At 56.1% G+C, this 19773-nt stretch carries 26 protein-coding genes and 1 tRNA gene; 20 read left to right on the forward strand and 7 right to left on the reverse strand.

Going from position 1 to position 19773, the window contains the following annotated elements:
- Positions 1-48: 48 nt before the first annotated feature.
- The gene (locus tag CLH62_RS01030; protein WP_099616300.1) at positions 49-1533 is read left to right on the forward strand and encodes an HD domain-containing protein; all 1485 of its coding nucleotides are present in this window, start codon (positions 49-51) and stop codon (positions 1531-1533) included.
- A gap of 6 nt (positions 1534-1539) precedes the next feature.
- On the opposite strand, the gene CLH62_RS01035 is transcribed toward CLH62_RS01030, so the two are convergent.
- Positions 1540-2565 carry an NAD(P)/FAD-dependent oxidoreductase gene (locus CLH62_RS01035; protein WP_099616301.1) on the reverse strand — a complete coding sequence of 342 codons (1026 nt, stop codon included), beginning with the start codon at positions 2563-2565 and terminating at the stop codon, positions 1540-1542.
- 115 nt (positions 2566-2680) lie between these two features.
- Here CLH62_RS01035 and CLH62_RS01040 point away from each other — a divergent pair, with 115 nt between their 5' ends.
- The 10 genes from CLH62_RS01040 (at position 2681) to CLH62_RS01085 (ending at position 11100) form a co-directional block, all read left to right on the forward strand.
- Entirely contained in the window at positions 2681-3634 is a 954-nt protein-coding gene (locus CLH62_RS01040) for an acyl-CoA desaturase (protein WP_099616302.1), read from the forward strand.
- Positions 3634-4101, forward strand: coding sequence for a nuclear transport factor 2 family protein (locus CLH62_RS01045; RefSeq protein WP_099616303.1), 468 nt, complete (start codon positions 3634-3636; stop codon positions 4099-4101). The genes CLH62_RS01040 and CLH62_RS01045 overlap by 1 nt, the downstream gene beginning before the upstream one ends.
- Entirely contained in the window at positions 4098-4898 is an 801-nt protein-coding gene (locus CLH62_RS01050; protein WP_099616304.1) for an SDR family NAD(P)-dependent oxidoreductase, read from the forward strand. The genes CLH62_RS01045 and CLH62_RS01050 overlap by 4 nt, the downstream gene beginning before the upstream one ends.
- A complete protein-coding gene (locus CLH62_RS01055; protein ID WP_099616305.1) occupies positions 4895-6160 on the forward strand; it encodes an NAD(P)/FAD-dependent oxidoreductase in 1266 nt (421 codons plus the stop codon). The genes CLH62_RS01050 and CLH62_RS01055 overlap by 4 nt, the downstream gene beginning before the upstream one ends.
- A 2-nt stretch (positions 6161-6162) precedes the next feature.
- Complete coding sequence (locus CLH62_RS01060) at positions 6163-7047, forward strand: DUF1365 domain-containing protein (RefSeq protein WP_099616306.1); 885 nt, start codon at positions 6163-6165, stop codon at positions 7045-7047.
- Entirely contained in the window at positions 7035-8303 is a 1269-nt protein-coding gene (locus CLH62_RS01065) for an SAM-dependent methyltransferase (protein ID WP_099616307.1), read from the forward strand. The genes CLH62_RS01060 and CLH62_RS01065 overlap by 13 nt, the downstream gene beginning before the upstream one ends.
- A complete protein-coding gene (locus CLH62_RS01070) occupies positions 8300-8821 on the forward strand; it encodes a DUF2878 domain-containing protein (protein WP_099616308.1) in 522 nt (173 codons plus the stop codon). The genes CLH62_RS01065 and CLH62_RS01070 overlap by 4 nt, the downstream gene beginning before the upstream one ends.
- Entirely contained in the window at positions 8818-9558 is a 741-nt protein-coding gene (locus CLH62_RS01075) for a hypothetical protein (protein ID WP_099616309.1), read from the forward strand. The genes CLH62_RS01070 and CLH62_RS01075 overlap by 4 nt, the downstream gene beginning before the upstream one ends.
- An 81-nt stretch (positions 9559-9639) precedes the next feature.
- Positions 9640-10452 carry an exodeoxyribonuclease III gene (gene xthA / locus CLH62_RS01080; protein WP_099616310.1) on the forward strand — a complete coding sequence of 271 codons (813 nt, stop codon included), beginning with the start codon at positions 9640-9642 and terminating at the stop codon, positions 10450-10452.
- Positions 10453-10470: 18 nt separating this feature from the next.
- Positions 10471-11100, forward strand: coding sequence for a TetR/AcrR family transcriptional regulator (locus tag CLH62_RS01085; protein WP_099616311.1), 630 nt, complete (start codon positions 10471-10473; stop codon positions 11098-11100).
- Positions 11101-11128: 28 nt separating this feature from the next.
- Here CLH62_RS01085 and CLH62_RS01090 read toward each other — a convergent pair whose 3' ends face one another.
- Positions 11129-11545, reverse strand: a complete 417-nt coding sequence (locus CLH62_RS01090; protein ID WP_099616312.1) for a phasin family protein — start codon at positions 11543-11545, stop codon at positions 11129-11131.
- 358 nt (positions 11546-11903) lie between these two features.
- Between CLH62_RS01090 and CLH62_RS01095 the strand changes: the two genes are divergently transcribed.
- From CLH62_RS01095 to hemH, 4 genes are all read left to right on the forward strand, one after another.
- A complete protein-coding gene (locus CLH62_RS01095; protein WP_099616313.1) occupies positions 11904-12341 on the forward strand; it encodes a YeeE/YedE family protein in 438 nt (145 codons plus the stop codon).
- 4 nt (positions 12342-12345) lie between these two features.
- Positions 12346-12771 carry a YeeE/YedE family protein gene (locus tag CLH62_RS01100; RefSeq protein ID WP_099616314.1) on the forward strand — a complete coding sequence of 142 codons (426 nt, stop codon included), beginning with the start codon at positions 12346-12348 and terminating at the stop codon, positions 12769-12771.
- Positions 12772-12868: 97 nt separating this feature from the next.
- The gene (locus CLH62_RS01105) at positions 12869-13300 is read left to right on the forward strand and encodes a protein tyrosine phosphatase family protein (protein WP_099616315.1); all 432 of its coding nucleotides are present in this window, start codon (positions 12869-12871) and stop codon (positions 13298-13300) included.
- Positions 13301-13339: 39 nt separating this feature from the next.
- A complete protein-coding gene (gene hemH / locus CLH62_RS01110) occupies positions 13340-14449 on the forward strand; it encodes a ferrochelatase (protein ID WP_099616316.1) in 1110 nt (369 codons plus the stop codon).
- Positions 14450-14479: 30 nt separating this feature from the next.
- Here hemH and CLH62_RS01115 read toward each other — a convergent pair whose 3' ends face one another.
- The gene (locus CLH62_RS01115) at positions 14480-14704 is read right to left on the reverse strand and encodes a hypothetical protein (protein ID WP_099616317.1); all 225 of its coding nucleotides are present in this window, start codon (positions 14702-14704) and stop codon (positions 14480-14482) included.
- Between the two features lie 121 nt (positions 14705-14825).
- Positions 14826-14916: transfer RNA gene (locus CLH62_RS01120), tRNA-Ser, on the reverse strand.
- Positions 14917-15126: 210 nt separating this feature from the next.
- Here CLH62_RS01120 and CLH62_RS01125 point away from each other — a divergent pair.
- The 5 genes from CLH62_RS01125 (at position 15127) to CLH62_RS01145 (ending at position 17315) form a co-directional block, all read left to right on the forward strand.
- On the forward strand, positions 15127-15825 hold the full coding sequence (locus CLH62_RS01125; RefSeq protein WP_099616318.1) for a Bax inhibitor-1/YccA family protein: 699 nt from the start codon (positions 15127-15129) through the stop codon (positions 15823-15825).
- 105 nt (positions 15826-15930) lie between these two features.
- Positions 15931-16344 carry a sulfurtransferase complex subunit TusD gene (gene tusD, locus CLH62_RS01130; RefSeq protein ID WP_099616319.1) on the forward strand — a complete coding sequence of 138 codons (414 nt, stop codon included), beginning with the start codon at positions 15931-15933 and terminating at the stop codon, positions 16342-16344.
- Positions 16345-16346: 2 nt separating this feature from the next.
- Positions 16347-16697 carry a DsrE family protein gene (locus CLH62_RS01135; RefSeq protein ID WP_099616320.1) on the forward strand — a complete coding sequence of 117 codons (351 nt, stop codon included), beginning with the start codon at positions 16347-16349 and terminating at the stop codon, positions 16695-16697.
- A gap of 6 nt (positions 16698-16703) precedes the next feature.
- Entirely contained in the window at positions 16704-16985 is a 282-nt protein-coding gene (tusB, locus tag CLH62_RS01140) for a sulfurtransferase complex subunit TusB (protein WP_099616321.1), read from the forward strand.
- Between the two features lie 3 nt (positions 16986-16988).
- On the forward strand, positions 16989-17315 hold the full coding sequence (locus CLH62_RS01145) for a TusE/DsrC/DsvC family sulfur relay protein (protein ID WP_099616322.1): 327 nt from the start codon (positions 16989-16991) through the stop codon (positions 17313-17315).
- Here the strand turns inward: CLH62_RS01145 and CLH62_RS01150 are convergent.
- The 3 genes from CLH62_RS01150 to nfuA form a co-directional block, all read right to left on the reverse strand.
- Entirely contained in the window at positions 17302-17673 is a 372-nt protein-coding gene (locus CLH62_RS01150) for a hypothetical protein (RefSeq protein WP_099616323.1), read from the reverse strand. The two genes, CLH62_RS01145 and CLH62_RS01150, sit on opposite strands and share 14 nt — an antisense overlap.
- Positions 17674-17718: 45 nt before the next feature.
- Positions 17719-18918 carry a DUF445 domain-containing protein gene (locus CLH62_RS01155; protein WP_211285627.1) on the reverse strand — a complete coding sequence of 400 codons (1200 nt, stop codon included), beginning with the start codon at positions 18916-18918 and terminating at the stop codon, positions 17719-17721.
- Positions 18919-19138: 220 nt separating this feature from the next.
- Positions 19139-19726, reverse strand: coding sequence for a Fe-S biogenesis protein NfuA (nfuA, locus tag CLH62_RS01160; protein WP_099616324.1), 588 nt, complete (start codon positions 19724-19726; stop codon positions 19139-19141).
- Between the last annotated feature and the right edge of the window lie 47 nt (positions 19727-19773).

The following is a 19773-nucleotide window of genomic DNA, read 5'->3' on the forward strand; positions in this document are numbered from 1 at the left end:
CCTGTGATATAACAAGGCCAGTTTTATGAAATTGGGAGATTCCTGCAGATGAGACGTGCCGTTAATGATCTTCTCGGAGCCTATGACAAGCTGATCATGGATCCGGTTCACGGTGGCATTCCACTTTACCGGCACGAGATCCAGGTTATTGACCACCCCCTGTTCCAGCGGTTGCGAAACATCTGCCAGAACGACATCCTGAGCCTGGTATTCCCCGGCGCCACCCACTCCCGCTTCCTGCACAGTATTGGCGTCATGCACGTGGGCACCCGCATGTTTCGCTCAATGATCGATGCCTACCTCCGGGAACGCCAGCTGAGCGAGCAGACTGACCTGAGCCTGAGCCAGCTGGACGCTATCGATTACCTGGCCAAAACCATCCGCCTTGGCTGCCTGCTGCACGACAGTGGCCACTCCAGCTTTTCGCACCAGTTCACCCAGGCGCGGCAGATCCGGGAACTGATGTCCCGGCCCGGACGATTCCGGGATCTTTGGCGGGGCGTGGATTATTCGGTCTACCATCCGGAGGAGCCCGATGAACTGGAACACGAACACTATTCGGTGCGTGTCGCTCACGACGTTCTCTGTGCCGTTGACCTCGAAAGTGCCGGCCTTCATGCCCGGGATGTAATCGGAATTATGGAGACCACGGACGTGAGGCCCAGCGAGACTTTTTGCCGGCACGCCAGAACCTTCTGGGCGTTTATTGCCGGTGAGGATGCCGCAGCAGGCTCTCCCCTGAGCGATAACATTCCAGGTCTGGTTATGGATCTGTTGTCGTCAATCGTTTCCGGCGAAATCGATGCAGACCGGGCCGACTACATGCTGCGGGATGGCTTCCATTCTTCAGTGACCATCGGCGGCTTCAACCTGGACCACCTGTTGAGCAACCTGCGTTTTGGCTGGGATGTGTCCGAACCCTGGCTGGGCCTGGCGATTACCCAGAAAGGTCTGGGGGCACTGGAGGACTTCGTTTACAGCCGCCACCAGATGTACCGCAAGGTGTATGCCCACAAGACTGCCCTGGGCTTTGACTGGCTGCTGCGCGAGGCTATTAATGAGGTTCTGGATGACCCCGACAACTTCGAGTGGGTGGATACCTGCCTGAGCGACATGTCCTACTTCGCCGAGCTGACGGATAACTTTTTCTGGGAGGCGTTCCGGAAAGTGGCCCGGAGGCACCCGAAGAGCTTTTCGTTCTGCATTGTAAACCGGGTCAAACTGAACCATCTGGATACCCGGGAAGACCTCTCAGCCAGGGGCATCGAACGGCACAGTGCCTGGCTGGCGAAGGAACTTGCGCTGAATCCGGTCCAGGTAGTCACCTGCTCGATGCGCGCGCGGTTTTCGAACATTCAGGATAATTTCAACGGCATCAAGGTTCTGGTTCGGGAACCCATTCACCGGTCCCGCTCACTGAAGAAAATCACTGATGTCAGTGCCTTCTTCAGCAAGTTCAGTGACGGCACTATCACCCACTTTTACACCCGCCCGGACGTCACAACCGGTATCCAGGACTCTCTTACCGAGTAGAACTTCTCACTGCGCAACAGGTAAGGCATTGAGTTCTGCGACCAGGCCACAAGCACTGTCGAACGCGCCTTCGACCCTGCCTCCACTGAGCCAGTCGCCTGCAAGGCCAATATTTTGGTCCGGAAACCAGAGATGGCCTGGCTGCTCTCCGCCCTCGGATCGGGCGTAAAGCCAGCGATGGGTAACCATGTCATCGGGCCCGGTTTGAAAATCGGTTACGTCCCGGAAGGCTTCCAGCAGGCACTCGGCAACCTCGTCCGCAGGGCGGTCGACATGTTGCTCCGTCCAGGTCGGGCTGGCGTGAAACACCCACCATTGCCCGCTATCGTTGCGGCCGGGCTTGCTGGAATTGTTGGCCACCCAGAATAGTGCCGGATGCTGACAACGCATGCCCTCGTGATGCGTCCACGGCGGTACCTGAAAGTGCGCCGCTACCGCCCAGCAAGGCAACACCCGCTGTACAGGATCATCAAGATGGGCAGCGAGATCGTACAGCCCGCTGTTGGCAAGCAGCTCCCGGGCCTGAGCAGGCGGAGCAGTGATGATGACCTGATCGAAGTCCCCGAGAGGATTGCCCTCGGTATCGGAGACCGACCACGCCTGGTCCTTTCGGACCAACTTTCCGATCCGGGTTTCAGCAACGACATGAGCATGAGCAGACAGAGCCCGGGTAATTGCCGTCATTCGCGGTGTGCCGACGTATCGGGTTTCCTCGGGGAACGGCTCCCACTCGCCTCCGGGGGCCTGGAAGCCAAACCGCCCTTGCCAGGGTCCAAAGCAGTCGCCGCCGAATTTGTGAAGAAACGGCAGGAAATCGGGATTTCTGGAGGTGAAGTACTGGGCGCCGATATCGGCCGATCCTCCCGGGACACGTTTTGCAGCGAGCCTCCCTCCGGGGCCACGGCTTTTCTCGAACACGGTAACGTCGTGGCCTAGCCCTTTCAGCTGGATCGCCGCTGTCAGCCCTGCCAGACCTGAACCAACAACAGCGACACGGCGTATAACAGGCGAATCAAAGGTTTGATTAAACATGATTTAGGTGCATCCAATTCCAGTAGTCAGATCGTACAAATCAGCAATAAACAAGGTCAGTCGTTCCGCTGATCGTGCGTTCAAGATTCCATTTAAAAGAAAGGGCAATCAGGGTATGACCCGAGTGCAGCACTGGATAACAAATATTCTGAGATGGTTCGACTCCGAGGCGGGTTCGGATCACGTCGACACCACTTCCCGGTCGTTCAATTTTTTACGCGTGATTCCATTCATAGGGCTTCACCTGGCTTGCTTTCTGGCCTTCTACACAGGTGTCAGCGCGTTCGCACTGGGATTCGCGATCGCTTTCTTCCTGGTGCGCATGTTCGCGATTACCGGATTCTACCACCGTTATTTTGCCCACAAGACGTTTAAAACCAGCCGTCCGGCCCAGTTTGTATTTGCGGTTCTCGGCGCCAGCGCCGCCCAGCGCGGGCCATTGTGGTGGGCAGCTCATCACCGCCACCATCACCAGCACTCGGATCAGGAGCAGGACCTGCACTCACCGCACCAGGGCGGTTTCTGGTGGTCGCACATGGGCTGGTTCACCTGCGATGCCGGGTTTGCCACCGACGAACGCCGAATTCGGGACTGGCTCAAGTACCCGGAGCTCAAGCTGATTAACCGCTTCGATTCGATGGTACCTGCACTTGCTGCCGTTGGCATTTATGCTCTTGGCGAGGCCCTTGCAGCCTGGGCACCTGGTCTGGGCACCAACGGGCTGCAACTGCTGGTCTGGGGTTTCTTCATTTCCACGGTTGTGCTTTTCCACTCGACCGTATCGATCAACTCGCTGTCCCACGTGTGGGGCAAGCGCCGCTTCGACACCTCAGACGACAGCCGGAATAACTTCTGGCTCGCCCTGATCACGCTTGGCGAGGGCTGGCACAATAATCATCACCGCTGGCCGCAATCAGTACGTCAGGGCTTCCGGTGGTATGAGATTGATCTCACCTGGTATGGCCTTTGGGTGATGTCAAAGCTGGGAATTATCTGGGAGCTGAATCCGATTCCGCAGCATATTCAGGAAGAAACACGCGAACTGGACAGAGCAAGGAGGAACAAGTAATGACAACCGCCTCAGTGATTGAAGTGGGCATGCGTAATCCGGCGGTTCCGGCAACCCTTGATAATTTCCGGGCTTTATTCAACAAACTCGACAAAGGAAATCTCAACAAGCTCTGCCAGGTTTACAGCGAGGACATCCGTTTTCAGGATCCGCTGGAAACCGTAAACGGACTGGACGAACTGACTCACTATTTCGCCGGCGCCTACGCCAACGTCATTTCGTGCCATTTCGAATTCGGCGAGGCGGTGGTTCAGGGCAAGTTTGCGGCGATCCCGTGGGTAATGCACCTGCGCCACAAACGCATCCGAAAAGGCAGGGAGATTCAGGTCCAGGGCATGAGCCACCTCGAGATTCGCGATGGCATGGTGTGCTACCACCGGGATTACTTTGATGCGGGCGAAATGCTCTATGAGAACCTGCCCGTGGTTGGTGGCGTTATTCGTTGGATCAAGGATCAGGCAGGATGAGCGACCGCCTTCAGGATACCTCAAACATCTGGATCACTGGCGCCAGCTCCGGCATTGGCGAGTCCGTTACCCGGGCTCTTGCCCGCGGTGGGCATCGGCTGGTTATTACAGGCAGGCGAAAAGAGGCGCTGGAAGAGCTAGCCTCCATATCGCCGGAGCGGATTACCCCAGCCGCGGCAGACACCACCAGCAAGGAAGATCTCCAGGCGATTGCCGGCGCGCTTGAAGCCCACGGCAACCTGAACATGGTGATTCTGAATGCCGGCACTTGCGAGTACCTGGAAATTGCCGACTACAGCAGTGATGTTATCGAGAAGAACATACACACCAACGTGGTCGGAACTGCCCGCTGCCTGGATATCGCCTTGCCTGCATTGCGCCGCAGTCGTGCCCAAGGTCAGCCGGCAACGGTTGTCATTGTCAGTTCGTCCGCCTGGTGGTTTCCGTTTGGCCGGGCCGAGGGCTATGGCGCTTCCAAGGCGGCTCTTAGCTACTTTGCACATTCCCTGAGGGCAGACCTGGACGCAGAAGGTATCGATGTCGTGGTGGTTTCTCCAGGCTTCGTAAAAACACCGCTGACCGACCGTAACGATTTTCCCATGCCGTTTCTGGTCTCTGCGGAAGACGCTGCGGAACGAATCGTCAGTGGCCTGGCCCGCGGCCAAAATGAAATCGCCTTCCCCAAACGTTTTACCTGGATGCTGAAAATAGTCGGCGCCCTCCCCCGGCCCCTGATTGACCGCATGGCGGCCTCCATGGCCCGTAAAAGCAACACCGAACAGGAAAACAATGGATGAGTAGTGAACGTCAGCGAATTGCTGTCATCGGGGCCGGCGTTTCCGGTCTCACGGCTGCGTGGCTTCTGGCCGAAAAGCACGAGGTTCAGATTTTCGAGGCGGGCGATTACGCCGGCGGTCACACCAACACCGAACAGGTTGAGGCCGGTGGTCGTTCCTGGCCGGTTAATACCGGATTCATTGTTTTCAATGACTGGACTTACCCGAATTTCATCCGCTTGATGGATCGTCTGGACGTGGCTTCCGAAGTGAGCGACATGAGCTTCAGTGTTGACTGCGGCACTAGCGGCCTGCAGTACAACGGTACCAGTCTGAACACCCTGTTTGCCCAGCGCCGTAACCTGATCAACCTGCCGTTCCTGAAGATGGTGCGGGAGATTCTGCGATTCAACAAGGAATCCCGGGCACATCTCCAAAATGGGAATATCAGCAATGAGGAAACTCTGGGCCAATACCTGAACCGGAATGGCTACTCACGGTATTTCAGAAACTATTACATCGTTCCCATGGGGGCAGCCATCTGGTCAGCCCCGGAAATTGTGCTGGAACAGTTCCCGATTCGCTTCTTCCTGCAGTTCTTCAATAATCACGGCATGTTGTCGGTGGACGATCGGCCCACCTGGCGGGTAATTTCAGGCGGCTCAGCCCAGTACGTAACAAAAATGATGGAGCGCCTGGGCGAGTCCACCCATCTGAACAGCCCGGTAGAAAGGGTGGTTCGGGACGAGGACGGTGTGACTGTTTCTGTCCAGGGGCAGGAACATCGCTTCGATCAGGTCATTTTTGGCTGTCACAGCGATCAGGCCCTCGCCATGCTTGCGGACCCGACAGACAAGGAGCTGGATATCCTCGGAGCCATAGGCTTTCAGAATAACGATGTTGTGCTTCACACCGACAGTAGCGTGCTGCCCGATAACCGGCGCGCCTGGGCGGCCTGGAATTATTTCATTCCTACCCATAGCACAGAGCCGGTGTCGGTCTCCTACAACATGAACATTCTGCAGAATTTCAACGATGCGCCGGAAACCTTTTGCGTCACTTTGAACCGGAGCCATGACATTGCGCCGAACAAGGTGATCAAACGCTTCGAATACGCCCATCCGGTGTTCACACTGGACGCTGTGGCAGCCCAGGAGCGTTATGCTGAAATTGGCAACCGGAACCGGACCCATTTCTGCGGTGCCTACTGGTTTAATGGCTTCCATGAAGACGGCGTGCGTAGCGCACTCAGGGTAACCCGGGCATTTGGAGTGGAGCTTTGACCGTGAACAGTCAGTGGCTGGAGGGTACTGTCCGGCACCGGCGGAAATACCCGGTGCAACATGAGTTCAGCTACAGCACCGGCATGCTTGCCCTGGACACCGACGAGTGGGGCCACATCGCCGAGGTCAGCCCGCTGTTTTCCCTGGAGCGCTTCAACTGGATTTCCCTGAAACGGGAGGACTACTTCCGGCCTGGGACCGGAGACTTGTCTGGCGCAGTACGGGCGCATGTAGAAGAAGCGACGGGGTGGCGCCCCGATGGCGAAGTGGAACTGATCACCCACCCCCGCTATTTCGGCCACGTGTTCAATCCAGTCAGTTTTTACTTCTGTTACGGTGCCGGAGACCGGCCCGCTGAAGGCGCTGTGCCCAAAGTCATCGTCGCCCAGATTACCAACACACCCTGGCAGGATCGCCATGTTTACTGCCTGGAAACCACGGGCGCGGAAGCCAACAAGGCAGGCTGGCGCACCGAGCAGTTCGGCTTCAGCAAACGTTTTCACGTTTCCCCTTTCAATGGCATGAACCAGCATTATGACTGGACCTTCAGTTTCCGGGGCCCGGAGCTGAGAATCCACATGAATGTTCTGGAGGAAGGCCGCAAACATTTTGATGCCACCCTGGTAGTCCAACGTACCCCTCTCACTCGTAAAAATGTGCACAGAAGTCTTCGAAAGTTTCCGGTTGAAGCATTCAAGGTGGTGGCAGGCATTTACTGGCATGCCCTTCGGCTGAAGCTCAAGGGTGCACCGTTCTACACCCACCCGGACAAGCTCCCGGAAGACGATATCGCCCACCGCCGTGGGCATGATGATTCAGGGCTGGATGTGACCAGTGCTGAAACCAACGACAAGACTCGTGGAAGGGTAAGCTCATGGAGAACCTGAATACTTCGGTTGAAAACACCTCATCTTGCAGTATGCCGATGCTCAGCAGGTTTGCGAGAACCCTGGTGATTCAGCAGCTCCGGTTGCTGGGTGAAGGTCAACTGACGGTGCGGGAAACCGGTTTTGAGAACCTGGTATTCGGTGATGGCAATTCCAGCTACCAGCCTGCCGAGCTGGTCATCCACGATCACAGCACCTGGCGGGACCTGCTTACCGGCGGCAGCGTTGGGGCTGCCGAGTCGTTCGTGGCTGGCGACTGGTCTACGCCAGACCTGGTCGCCCTGCTCCGCTTCTTTACCCGTAACGTCGACCGCATGAACGAATTCGAGGATCGGTTCAGCTGGGTAACCAAGCCCGCGCTAAAAGGCCTGCACTGGCTGAACCGCAACACCAAAGAGGGTTCCCGGAAAAACATCAGCGCCCACTATGATCTGGGCAATGACCTGTTCGAAACGTTCCTGGACCCGACCATGATGTACTCCTCAGCCATCTATCCGGGTGCCTCGTCGACTCTGGAAGAGGCCGCAGTGCACAAGCTGGACACCATTTGCCGAAAACTCGACCTTAAACCCGGTGACAAGGTGATGGAAATTGGCACCGGCTGGGGTGGTTTTGCCATTCACGCCGCCAAAAACTACGGCTGTCACGTAACCACCACCACGATTTCCAGGGAGCAACTGGAGCTGGCGAAGGCGCGGGTTGAGAAGGAAGGACTGGCAGACAGAATCACCCTGCTGTTCGATGACTACCGTGACCTGGAGGGCCAGTTCGACAAACTGGTATCAATTGAGATGATTGAGGCGGTAGGCCCCCAGTTTCTGGACAGCTATTTCTCCCAGATAAACGCGTTGTTGAAGCCGAATGGACTGGCTCTGGTTCAAGCCATCAACATGCCGGAGCAGCGGTACCAGCGCGCCCTGAACAACGTGGATTTCATCCAGCGATTCATCTTTCCGGGCAGTTTCATACCCTCTTTCGGCGCGATTCTGGAATCGGTGCGCAGGGAGAGCAACATGGTGCTGACCCACGCCGAAGATACCGGTTTCCATTACGCCCGCACCTTGCATGACTGGTGTGAACGATTCATGGGCAAACGGGATCAACTGGAGGCGATGGGTTATGACCAGGCCTTCCGCCGGCTGTGGCACTTTTACTTCGCCTACTGCGAGGCGGGCTTCAGCGAGCGGGCCATTGGTGTCGCCCAGCTGGTGTTCGCCAAGCCGGGCAACAAACGAGAGAACATTCTGAGTGTATGATTGCATCAGAAACTGGCCGTAATATTCTGAACTTCCTGCTTTTTCAGGCCGGATGGTTCGCGTGTGTGTTCTATCCGGGGCTGGTTGGGGCCGGAGTCGTGGTTCTCTTCCTGATCCTGCATTTTGCACTGGTAAGTCAACACCGGATCACTGAGCTTCAGTTCATCGGTCTGGGTACTGTGGCGGGCTCCGTGCTGGATGGCATCTGGTTTCAAACCGGAATACTGGATGATGGCACCGGCGAGGTTCTGCTGACGCCGCCGTGGCTGGTGGCCATCTGGGCCATTTTCATGACCACGCTGAGCCATTCGCTGGACTGGATGAGCCGGAAAACATGGCTGCCTTTCGTCTTCGCCCCCATCGCCGGCCCATTTGCCTATTGGTCCGCCAGTCAGATTGGGGCGGTGGAGTTGCCGGAACTCATACCCTCACTGATAGCTCTTGGTTTTGGCTGGCTGGTCATTTTTCCCCTGCTTCTTTTCGCCCGTAAATCGCTCTACCCGGAGCTGGCCCGATGAAAACAGCTGCCGGGATTGTTTCATTTGCCCTTCTGACAATAGTCACGCCGGCAATCGCGAACGATTTCCGGTTTACCGGAGAGGCCACTGCCCCCGACGGCAACGTGCTCTATCAGGAGCGCCACAGCGTGGATGGTACGTGCCAGGAGGGGGTGTTTCGCCCCCAGCGGCACAGCGTGGATTACCACAAACCGGAAGGGAAAGAGGCCTTCGCCCGGAAAGACCTTGAATACGATCTCTCCGTCATTCGACCGGCCGTGAATTTCATTCAGCCAGATTTCAGCGAGGCCATGGACATTGCCTATCCCGAACCGGATGTTCTGGTCATCAACTGGGACACTCCCACCGGCGATTCAAAACGGTTCGAGGTGGAATATCCGGACAGCACCGTAGTAGATGCCGGGTTCGACAACCTTGTGCGTCAGAACTGGCAAAGAATGGTGGCGGGTGAGTCGGTCGATTTCCGGTTTCTCGGCCCGACCCGTGGCGAACACTATGGATTTGTACTTGAACCGGTCAGAAGCGATAAAGTCGATGCGGATCACGTGGTGCAGATACGACCGACGGGCATGGTTCTGAGATTCCTGGTAGATCCCATTGTGCTCGGTTACAACCGGAATGGAGCGCTCACGGATTACTATGGTCTTACCAACATCCGGAAAAATCAGGACGCCAACTACACTGCCCATATCCGGTATTCAGTCGATACCTACCCGGATTGTGAACTGACTCCCTGAAACTGTCGCCCCTGCCAAGGCAGTACCCCGGGGTCAGTGTGTTAAACTCCGGCGGGAACCAACGCCGGAGAGTTTTTCGCAATGATGTTCGTGTCTTTCAACGTCAACAGTATCCGCACCCGCCTGCACCAGCTCGAAGCTGTGATTAATGCCCTTGCCCCGGACTTTATCGGGCTTCAGGAAACCAAGGTTCAGGACGACGACTTTCCAGTCGAAGCCATTCGCGATCTCGGTTACCACGTGCATTTCCACGGCCAGAAAACCCATTACGGCGTTGCCCTGCTCTCGAAAGCGGAGCCGGAACAGGTTATCAAGGGCTATCCCTGGGATGGGGAAGATTCCCAGCGCAGACTGATTACCGGTCGGTTCACGGTGAACGGCGAAAAACTCACCGTGGTTAACGGCTACTTCCCCCAGGGAGAAAGCCGGGATCATCCCGTGAAGTTCCCCGCCAAGCAAAAGTTTTACGCCGACCTCATGCGATACCTGGACGACCTCAACAAGGCTGGTGGCCATGTGGTGGTGATGGGCGACATGAACATCTCACCCACCGACAAGGATATCGGGATTGGCGCGGATAATGCCAAACGCTGGCTGCGCACCGGCAAATGCTCTTTCCTGCCTGAGGAGCGGGAATGGCTGGGACAGGTGGAAGCCCGGGGTTATACCGATGTATTCCGCCACCTTCACCCAGAAGAGGCCGACACCTTCAGCTGGTTTGATTACCGCAGCAAGGGTTTTGAGCGGGATCCGAAACGGGGCCTGAGGATTGACCTGATCATGGCCAGTGACAGCCTTCTCCCGAAAGCCCGGGAAGCAGGTGTGTCCTACGACATCCGTGCCATGGAACGGCCCTCGGACCATTGCCCGATCTGGGCGAGTTTTGAGCTCTAGGATCTGACACGGCGCGATATGAAAAAAATCAAAACCCGCGACCGCATTCTTCAAACCAGCCTGGCGCTGTTTAACAGCGTCGGCGAGCCCAATGTGACAACCCTGCTGATTTCCGATGAATTGGATATCAGTCCGGGCAATCTGTATTACCACTTCCGGAGCAAGGGCGATATCGTCGAAGAACTGTTCGACCACTATGAGCAGGACATGCTGGATCTGCTGGCGGTCCCCGAGGATGCTGACATTTCTCTGGATCAGCAGGGGTTCTTTCTACACCTGCTGTTTGAGACAGTGGCGCGTTACCGGTTTCTTTACCAGGATCTGGTGAATGTGTTGTCGCGGTATGATCAGCTGCGGGTGCGGTTCAAGCGGATTCAGAAGAAGAAAACGTCAGCCTTCAGAACGATTTGCGAAAGCTTCCGTCGGCAAGGCACCATGATAATTGAGCAGGAAGAGCTTGATTTGCTGTGTGAGCAGTTAACGCTAACCGCTTGTTACTGGAGCGCTTTCGATACGCTTTCCCACCTGGACGACCGGGAGTCGGTAGACCCCGGCCGGGGCGTTTACCATATGATGCATCTGGTGCTCCCCTACCTGGCTCCGGCCGATCGCGAAGAAGCCCGACTGATGAGCCGGGACTACCTTTAAACACAACTGGCTCTGAACACAGCTGGCACTATTCTTCCTCGTCATCTCCAGCCTGCTTACGCAGCCGTGCCAACTCCCCTTCAAGCGCTTCGATCCGACGCTCCAGGGAATCAATTTCTTCCCGACGGTGGATACCGAGTCTTCTGAGCGCACCCGATACCCGCTCATCAAACATGTGCTCGAGACGGTCCCAGGTGCCCGTCGCCCTCTCGCGAACACCCTCAACCCGGTCCTCAACGGACTTGATCTGCTTTTCAACGACACCCCGGGTTCTGTTCTCGAGTTGCTCGCCTTCCTGAACCAGCCGGTCAAAGAAACGACCGGTGTCTTCCTCGGCCTTGGTGTAGGCCCCCAGCCCCGCCAACCAGATCTGGCGCGCGGAACCCTTGATTTTTGCGGCCAGTTGCGCATCATTCTCCGGCTTATCGTCGTTCTGTTCAGACATGTAACAACCTCGGGTGCGGATATTTCTTTTGGACACCCATTGTATTACAGCTTTCGCGGGATTTCAGTCGGCCTGAAAACCGCTCAGTGAAAGGGCGCGGTATAAAGACCTATCCGATATGAAAAAATGTTTTCAAACGAAAGTGGCTCTCGCTTGAAGTGTTCAAAATATAGTCAATACTTCCCTATACCGGTGTCCCCGCTGATGCCGGTTTGTCTGGAAGTCTTTCATGGATACTACTCGCACGCCTCTGCCCGGCATCCTTTGCCGGGCTTTTTTTTGGTATTATCGCCCCAAGATATATGCTTATTCCAAAAAACTACCTATCAACAAATGACAGTAACTTCTGGAGCTTCAGATGATTGAAATCGCGTGGAGTAATTTCACTCCGTGGTCTGCGCTGGTCGGCGGCATCCTGATTGGCCTTGCTGCGGCCAGCTTCCTCCTGCTCAATGGCCGGATCGCCGGCATCAGCGGCATTCTTGGTGGACTTCTTTCGCCAGCACGGGGCGACATTGCCTGGCGAGTCGCCTTCCTGGCCGGACTGATTGGCGCGCCCGCAGTCTGGTTGCTGGCGACCGAACTGCCAGCCATCGAAATCAAGGCCGGCTATCCGGCACTGATTATTGCCGGCCTTTTTGTGGGCATCGGAACGCGGTATGGCTCCGGCTGCACCAGCGGACATGGCGTGTGCGGTTTGTCGCGACTTTCATTGCGGTCCCTCGCCGCAACCCTCAGCTTTATGGGTGCGGGTTTTTTCACTGTGTATATCATCCGTCATCTTTTGGGAGTCTGACGCCATGAAATATTCCCTTGCTTCGCTTTTTGCCGGCCTTGTGTTTGGCTTTGGCCTGATCGTCTCCGGCATGGCAAACCCCGAGAAAGTACTGGGGTTTCTCGACATCGCCGGCCTCTGGGATCCCTCCCTGGCATTCGTGATGGGTGGGGCCATCCTGGTTGGCGTCTTGGCCTTTGCCGTCGCCCGGAAGCGCACTCTGTCCTTCCTTGGGTTCAACATGAAACTCCCGGGTCATACCCATATCGACAAGCGACTGGTACTGGGCGGCCTGATGTTCGGTGTTGGCTGGGGCATCGCCGGATTCTGCCCGGGACCGGGCCTGGTGGCTCTGGGTGCCGGAGAAACCAAGGCAGCGGTGTTTGTGACTGCCATGGTGGCCGGCATGGCAATTTTTGAAGTGATCGAGCGCAACCGCGCGAAAGCGTAAGTATTTTCTGTTAATTTCCCTGCCGTCACTCTGACACAGCATCCTGGCTGTGCGATTATGGCGGCAGCTCCCCTACCCAATCCGGAGGCAAAATTCCATGGATATCAGAAAGATTGATGACAACATCTCGGTAGCTCCCCAGATTTCAGTTGAAGACGTGGCAGAGGCCGCAAAGCTGGGGTTCAAAACCCTGGTAGCCAACCGCCCTGACCGGGAGGAACCCGGTCAACCTTCCATGGCTGACATCGAAGCAGCAGCCCGTGAGCATGGCCTGGCCTGGGTATTCATGCCGGTGGAGTCCGGAAATATCACCGATGACGATGTAAACCGGTTCGCGCCAATGATCCGGGACGCTGAAAAACCCGTACTGGCCTTCTGCCGTTCCGGAACCCGTTGCACTGTACTCTGGGCACTGAGTTCGGCCCGAAACACGGCAGCCGACGAAATCTTCACCAAGGCCCGTAACGCCGGTTACGACATTTCTGGTCTGGCACCACGCATGGCTCAGCAGGCCGGAGAGAAAGGCTGACCTTTTCATTACGCAAAACCAACGTTCAGGATCGACCGCATGCAATTCAAAGGTTCAGAGAATTTCAGCCACAACCAGCCTGACAGGTTGGGCGTGCTGGTAACTAACCTGGGTACCCCGGATGCCCCGACAACGTCCGCGCTCCGCAGGTACCTCGCTGAATTTCTCTCAGACCCAAGGGTGGTGGAACTGCCCCGGCCTTTGTGGTGGCTGATCCTGCACGGCATTATTCTGCGGATTCGCCCCAAACGCAGTGCAGAGGCCTACGCCAGTGTCTGGCAGCCGGAGGGGTCACCCCTGCTGCTGCACACTGCAAAGCAGGCTGAAGGCATTCGGGAAGCCCTTAAGCGAAAGTACGGGCCCAATGTAGTGGTCGGCTTTGCCATGCGCTACGGCAACCCGTCCATCTCCAGGGTTCTGGACGAAATGCAGCAGCAAGGGGTGCGGAAACTGCTGGTACTGCCACTCTATCCCCAGTATTCGGCGTCGACCTCGGCCTCAACCTTTGATGCCGTGGCCAGTGATTTCGCCAAACGCAGGTGGTTACCGGATCTGCGGTTTGTCTCCCATTACCCGGATTACCCGCCCTATATTGAAGCCATGGCACGGCATATCGAGGCGCACTGGGCCAATCACGGGCGCAATCAGAAGCTGGTGTTCTCCTATCACGGGGTTCCTCTGAAGTATCTGACCAAAGGCGACCCTTACCATTGCGAATGCCACAAAACCTCACGACTGTTGGCCGAGCGACTTGGTTTAAGCAAAGAAGACTATATGACCACCTTCCAGTCCCGGTTTGGCAAAGAGGAGTGGCTCAAGCCCTACACGGACGAGACACTTAAATCCCTGCCGGGCAAGGGCGTCAAATCTATCGACGTATTCTGCCCCGGATTTTCATCGGATTGCCTTGAAACCATAGAGGAAATCGATGAGGAGAACCGCGAATACTTCATGGAAGCCGGCGGTGAAAGTTTCAGCTACATAACCGCGCTGAACGCAACGCCGGGCCATATTGAAGCCCTGGTAAAGCTGATTGAGGAGAATCTGCAGGGATGGCAGGTGCCGAAGAATGAGCCAGAAGCGATGGTTGCGAGGCAGAACCGGGCAGACGAACAGAAAGAGGCGACTTACCCGGGCCGGGATCTCTGATCCGGGCTCCCGAATGTTTCCGGAGCGGTATCAACTGCTCCGGTCTTTCCCCTTGCCCTTCTCATTTCCCTCATCCGAAAGATCCGGCACAGATTGGCAGAACGTGCACTCTTCCGTATCCACCGCAGCGCCGCCGGCTTCAACGTACCTAATCTTGTGACTGGCCTTGCCCCGATTTGCAGATACAGAAAACTTCCGGTCACGGCGATCCGGCGCCTGGTCTGCGGACTGATTGGTGTTGTGTGAGTCTGTCATAACAAGCCCTCGCGATATCAATACAGTGATGATGAGGGTAACCTGACATTAAACCAAGTAGGGAAAACCACTGGAAACGTGGACAGAAATCGGAAGTCACAGGGAACGAAGAGAGGAAAAATGGCGGTGGGCCAGGGATTCGAACCCCGGGACGGCTACTAACCGTCGGCGGTTTTCAAGACCGCTGCATTCAGCCACTCTGCCAGCCCACCGTTTTTCCATTGCTGCCATTGCGACAGCGGTGAGCATGATACCGGAATTGCCTGTGCTGTCAACGTCCTGCATAAAACCCGCCGCATTTTTCAACATTAATGGTTTTTAATGGAATCCGGGAGCGAGTTTCATGTCGTAAATGATTGAAAGTTGCGTATCTGACACTATGATGGGACACAGTATCCAGTCGTTATAAAACGGAGATGACAATGGAAGACAAACGTTTCGGCGTTCAAAACTCTCAGGGAGCTTATTCTGCTCCCCAGACCGAGCGCGCGACCACAGGAATCAGCGCTGACGCGATGAATGTGTTGCGCAACACCTACATGCTTCTGGGCGTGACCCTCGCCTTCTCGGCGCTTACAGCATTCCTGAACATGAACGGAACCCACCCTGGTTTCCTGATCACCATTGTGGGATACATTGGTCTGCTGTTCGCGACCTATAAGCTGAAAAACAGCCCTTGGGGTATCGTAACCACCTTCGCCCTGACCGGGTTCATGGGATACACCCTTGGCCCGATCATTGGCGCGTTTGTTGCCGCCGGTGCCTCCCAGATCGTTGCTCAGGCGCTGACACTGACTGCTGTCGCCTTTGTCGGATTGTCCGCTACGGCGATCATTACCAAGAAAGACTTCAGCTTCATGTCCAGCTTCCTGACCGCTGGTGCTTTTGTGCTGATTGGTGCCATGCTGCTGGCCTTCCTGATGGAGAGCTCTGCTCTGCAACTGGCGGTATCGGCAGGCTTCACCATCTTCGCATCCGTTATGATCCTGTTTGAGACCAGCCGGATCATCAAGGGCGGCGAGCGCAATTACATCATTGCGACGGTTGGCCTGTACGTTTCAATCTATAACCTGTTCCTCAGCCTGCTGCATCTGCTGTCTGCGTTCAGTGGCGACAACTGATACCGGGCTGAAACAGCCTGCTTCGAAACCCCGGCTGTTGCCGGGGTTTTTGCTTTAGGTACACTGAAAACCAAATGCGTCCATAACCACGAATGAACCGGAATCATGTCCGATACCTCTGAAACCTTCACCCTGGTCATAACTGGCGCGCCCTATTCCTCCCAGGCGCCACAGACTGCCCTGGGTTTTGCAAAGGCTGCCATAGACGCGGGCCACAGCATTGACCGCATCTTCCTCTACGGTGACGGTGTGCATCTGGCCTCGGCACTGTGTACACCACCCTCTGACGAGACCCGCTGGCCGCAAGAATGGGCGGACTTTCTCGAACAACACAGCATTCCCGGAATAGCCTGCATTGCTTCAGCGTTACGCCGGGGGCTGGTGAACGATACCGAGCAGAAGCGCTACCAATTGCCAGCCGCCAACCTGCTTCATCCTTTCGAAATTGCTGGGCTGGGTGAATGGGTCGAGGGTCGAATGACGTCCACAAGAACACTCTATTTCCACGCCGGAGGCTGACCATGAGCACGCTAATCATGATTGACCAGCCACCCTATGGCTCCTGGAGCGGGCGCGAGGCACTGGATATGGCATTTTCCCTCGCAGCATTCGACCAGCCGGCATCGTTGTTGTTTACCGGTGCAGGTGTCACCTGGTTGAAGCGAGCACAGGATACGGCGGGCATTGCCCAGAAATCAGTAGAGAGGAACCTCTCGGCGGCGCCCATATTCGGTATTGAAGCGATCCTTGCAGACCGTTCAGCCTGCCAGAAGTACGGACTGGACGAGAGTTCGCTCATCACCGGTGTGACTCTGGTGGATGCCAACGGCGCCCTGCTCGAACAGTATGACCACACAGCGTTTGCAGGTTAACCAGACATGAGCTCATTCGATACTCTGCATATTCTGAACAAATCCCCTGAGCACCCCAGGGCGGCACAGTGCCTTGCCCTGCTATCAAAGGGGGATGCCCTGCTGCTGACCGAAAACGGCGTTCTGTTACTCTCTGCAGGTCGCCTGCCGGCTGTCGGCAAGGTGTTCGCGCTCTCGCCGGATGTATCCGCCCGTGGGCTCGGAAATCCAGTTGGTGATGTGACAGTGGTGGAGTTTGGCGATATGGTGTCGCTGTCGCTTCAGGCTCAACGGGTAATCAGTTGGTAAGCCATGACAGGTAGCACGATGCCGGAACGCAATAGCGAAGGGTTTCTTGAGGACGCCCAGGCCTGGACGGAAAACGTGGCAACCACGATTGCTGCGGAGGATAATATTCAGCTGAGTGAAAATCACTGGGAAATCATTATGTTTCTTCGCTCTTTTTATAAAGAGCATGAAATGTCACCACCCTCAAACCGGTTGTTCGTGAAGGCAGTGAAGGAAACACTGGGAGAGGACAAGGGCAACAGTATTTACCTGATGCAGCTGTTCCCCGGCACACCCGCAAAGACTGCCTGCCGGATTGCCGGGCTGCCTCGCCCTACTAACTGTCTTTAGGGTGCCCGGAGGGCTTGCCGGAGTTTTCCCGTTTATTATGCTCAAGATCCGTCGCAGAGCCGAGGAAGCTGCTCAGCCCATTTTCAAACAGGCCAGAGCCGAACTTCAGAAACTGGCGGGTCGACTCCTTCACGGTGCCATCCAGGGCGCTCTCGGGCAGCTCTCGCAGGGTGTCCGCTACGCCCTTTTTCACACCCCGCGTAACCGCCGGCTCAATTTCCCGGGATGCCTCGGTCAATTCGGCAACCTTGCGATCCAGATAAGGACGCACGACGAAACGCCAGAACCCCCCAAGTGCCAGAAGCACTGCGGCTACCGTGACTAAAGCCTGAACTGTAATTGATACCCAGAGGGGCATGGCCTTCCTCCTTGTGCGCTCTCGAAGGAACGGAGCGCACCTTGCCTAGAATGTCATGTATGTGAGGGACAGAAACTGCAGCAGCCCCGCCAGACCGCCGAAAATGCCGCCGACGATCATCAGCTGAATTTCTTCCTCCCGGAACGCCGGGCGAAGGATATCCTGGAATTCAGAGGGCTTCAGGGCTTTCATCTGGCCCGAAAGAACCTCCGCCACTACCGGTGCCCGCTCGCGGTTAAAGGCGGGGTCACTGAATACGTCATGAGTTGCCAGTACGGCCTTCTGGTTCATGGCCTTTTTCAGTTCAGTGTAGCCGGTCATACCCACGGTGACCTGCGCTGTCAGTTTCATAATGACAGAGTTGTCGAGCAATGGCCGCAGATGCTTCTGAATAATGGCCCGGGTCCGGTCACCGTGACTGCCGTTAATCATGGCGTCCGCCACTTTTTCCACGGTAATCAGCTCTTCAGCCACCAGTTTCGCCCAGACATCACTGATCTCGGGTTGACGGCGCAGGAACAGGCCCTGGATTTTCCAGAACAGAATACGCCGGGGTTTCAACGGTGCAAAAATCAGATTGATGGCAATCCAGTTGGTAATAAAGCCAACCACAAAGCCACCGAGCGGCAGCAGCCAGGGTTCGGGGTATCTCGACCACAGCGGCACCAGGAACGCACCGAGCAGGCCGCCAATGATGGCGCCCCGGTTTATCACTGACCGGAGCTCAACTGCCCCGGCCTGCTTGAAGATGCGGTTCATCAGGTCCGGATGGCTTTTCAACTCCCGGCTGAGCAGTGCTTTAAGATCCACCAGTTCATCGAGATCGTCCCCAAAATCCTCCACCAGGTCTTCAATTCGGGAAGGCAGTTGCTCCCTCGCCCATTGGTAGATCCGGTTTTTGAGAAATACCGGCAGGTTGTCCCAGAGCACAGGCTGAATTTCATACATGACCTCGTCAATGTACTCATCCATCCGGGGCGTTACCTGGGAGATAACCTGCTCGACAATGCGTTGGGGCTCGAGTTTCTGATAGACGGCGTTAAGGTCACCAAACTGCTGCAAGGTCCTGTCGATGCAGATGTGGGCCATCTTCTCGGCTTTGCGGGGAATAACACCCTGCCAGCCAACCAGCCCTACGCCAATAAACTGAACGGGGTAAAAAGACATCTGGATAGCAAGCCAGTTGGTAAACCAGCCAACCAGGGCGGCCATGAGTGGCAAGGACAGAAGCGCAACGTCGAACAAGTTTGACCCCGGTTTGAGAGTGTAATCCGATTAAGCCGGTAATAATGCCATTTACGGGCAGACAGGATAGTACCTGCGTGCTGTTTCTGCTTATACGACCAATGATGAAGTATTTGAAATGTCACAACATTGGCCGTGCAGCCATGATGGAACGGGTATTGCGGCAGATGGTATGGGGCACCGCAGCCCGGGAGATGCGGTACCTCAGGGAGAGAGTCGCTTACTGGTAGTAGGCGTTTTCTGTATTGGAGTGATCGGTTACATCCCGCACGGCGGTAATTTCCGGCACCCGCTCCTTCAACGTGGATTCAACACCCTGTTTCAGCGTCAGGCTGACCGCCGAACAACCCTGGCAGCCACCGCCAAAGCGAAGAACAGCCACGGACTCGTCTACGATCTCCACCAGGGAAACTTCGCCGCCGTGAGACGCCAGATTCGGGTTGATTTCGGAGGCCAGGACATAGTTGACCCGATCCGGCAGTGGGGCGTCGTCGTCGATTTTTGGCACCTTGGCATTCGGGGCCTTGATCGTGAGCTGACCACCCATCTGGTCTTTTGAATAGTCCACGTACGCCTCTTCAAGGAAGGGCACGGAGTTATGATCCAGGTACAGGGTGAACTTTTCCAGATCTACCTGCTCGTCCGTGGGAACCACTTCGTTAGGCGGACAGTAGGCCAGACAGGTTTCGGCATTCTTGGTGCCGGGCTGAGTGACGAAGATCCGGACGCCCATGCCTTCCACGTCCTGCTTTTCGATAAGTTGTGCGAGATAGTCCCGTGCGGGATCTGTCACAGTAACCAGTGCCATGTTTTCAACCCGTTTGAAAGTTTGACTTCATTTTAAGGGAGTTCGCG

It is taken from the genome of Marinobacter guineae (assembly GCF_002744735.1).
Lineage (GTDB): Bacteria > Pseudomonadota > Gammaproteobacteria > Pseudomonadales > Oleiphilaceae > Marinobacter > Marinobacter guineae.

Coding starts and splice junctions, on each gene's coding strand:
- CLH62_RS01055 (WP_099616305.1), top strand. CDS start 4,895: ATGAGTAGTGAACGTCAGCGAATTGCTGTCATCGGGGCCGGCGTTTCC.
- xthA (WP_099616310.1), top strand. CDS start 9,640: ATGATGTTCGTGTCTTTCAACGTCAACAGTATCCGCACCCGCCTGCAC.
- CLH62_RS01085 (WP_099616311.1), top strand. CDS start 10,471: ATGAAAAAAATCAAAACCCGCGACCGCATTCTTCAAACCAGCCTGGCG.
- CLH62_RS01100 (WP_099616314.1), top strand. CDS start 12,346: ATGAAATATTCCCTTGCTTCGCTTTTTGCCGGCCTTGTGTTTGGCTTT.
- CLH62_RS01125 (WP_099616318.1), top strand. CDS start 15,127: ATGGAAGACAAACGTTTCGGCGTTCAAAACTCTCAGGGAGCTTATTCT.
- CLH62_RS01065 (WP_099616307.1), top strand. CDS start 7,035: ATGGAGAACCTGAATACTTCGGTTGAAAACACCTCATCTTGCAGTATG.
- CLH62_RS01145 (WP_099616322.1), top strand. CDS start 16,989: ATGACAGGTAGCACGATGCCGGAACGCAATAGCGAAGGGTTTCTTGAG.
- hemH (WP_099616316.1), top strand. CDS start 13,340: ATGCAATTCAAAGGTTCAGAGAATTTCAGCCACAACCAGCCTGACAGG.
- tusD (WP_099616319.1), top strand. CDS start 15,931: ATGTCCGATACCTCTGAAACCTTCACCCTGGTCATAACTGGCGCGCCC.
- CLH62_RS01095 (WP_099616313.1), top strand. CDS start 11,904: ATGATTGAAATCGCGTGGAGTAATTTCACTCCGTGGTCTGCGCTGGTC.
- CLH62_RS01115 (WP_099616317.1), bottom strand. CDS start 14,704: ATGACAGACTCACACAACACCAATCAGTCCGCAGACCAGGCGCCGGAT.
- CLH62_RS01105 (WP_099616315.1), top strand. CDS start 12,869: ATGGATATCAGAAAGATTGATGACAACATCTCGGTAGCTCCCCAGATT.
- CLH62_RS01150 (WP_099616323.1), bottom strand. CDS start 17,673: ATGCCCCTCTGGGTATCAATTACAGTTCAGGCTTTAGTCACGGTAGCC.
- CLH62_RS01135 (WP_099616320.1), top strand. CDS start 16,347: ATGAGCACGCTAATCATGATTGACCAGCCACCCTATGGCTCCTGGAGC.
- CLH62_RS01040 (WP_099616302.1), top strand. CDS start 2,681: ATGACCCGAGTGCAGCACTGGATAACAAATATTCTGAGATGGTTCGAC.
- CLH62_RS01030 (WP_099616300.1), top strand. CDS start 49: ATGAGACGTGCCGTTAATGATCTTCTCGGAGCCTATGACAAGCTGATC.
- CLH62_RS01050 (WP_099616304.1), top strand. CDS start 4,098: ATGAGCGACCGCCTTCAGGATACCTCAAACATCTGGATCACTGGCGCC.
- CLH62_RS01045 (WP_099616303.1), top strand. CDS start 3,634: ATGACAACCGCCTCAGTGATTGAAGTGGGCATGCGTAATCCGGCGGTT.
- CLH62_RS01035 (WP_099616301.1), bottom strand. CDS start 2,565: ATGTTTAATCAAACCTTTGATTCGCCTGTTATACGCCGTGTCGCTGTT.
- nfuA (WP_099616324.1), bottom strand. CDS start 19,726: ATGGCACTGGTTACTGTGACAGATCCCGCACGGGACTATCTCGCACAA.
- tusB (WP_099616321.1), top strand. CDS start 16,704: ATGAGCTCATTCGATACTCTGCATATTCTGAACAAATCCCCTGAGCAC.
- CLH62_RS01075 (WP_099616309.1), top strand. CDS start 8,818: ATGAAAACAGCTGCCGGGATTGTTTCATTTGCCCTTCTGACAATAGTC.
- CLH62_RS01090 (WP_099616312.1), bottom strand. CDS start 11,545: ATGTCTGAACAGAACGACGATAAGCCGGAGAATGATGCGCAACTGGCC.
- CLH62_RS01070 (WP_099616308.1), top strand. CDS start 8,300: ATGATTGCATCAGAAACTGGCCGTAATATTCTGAACTTCCTGCTTTTT.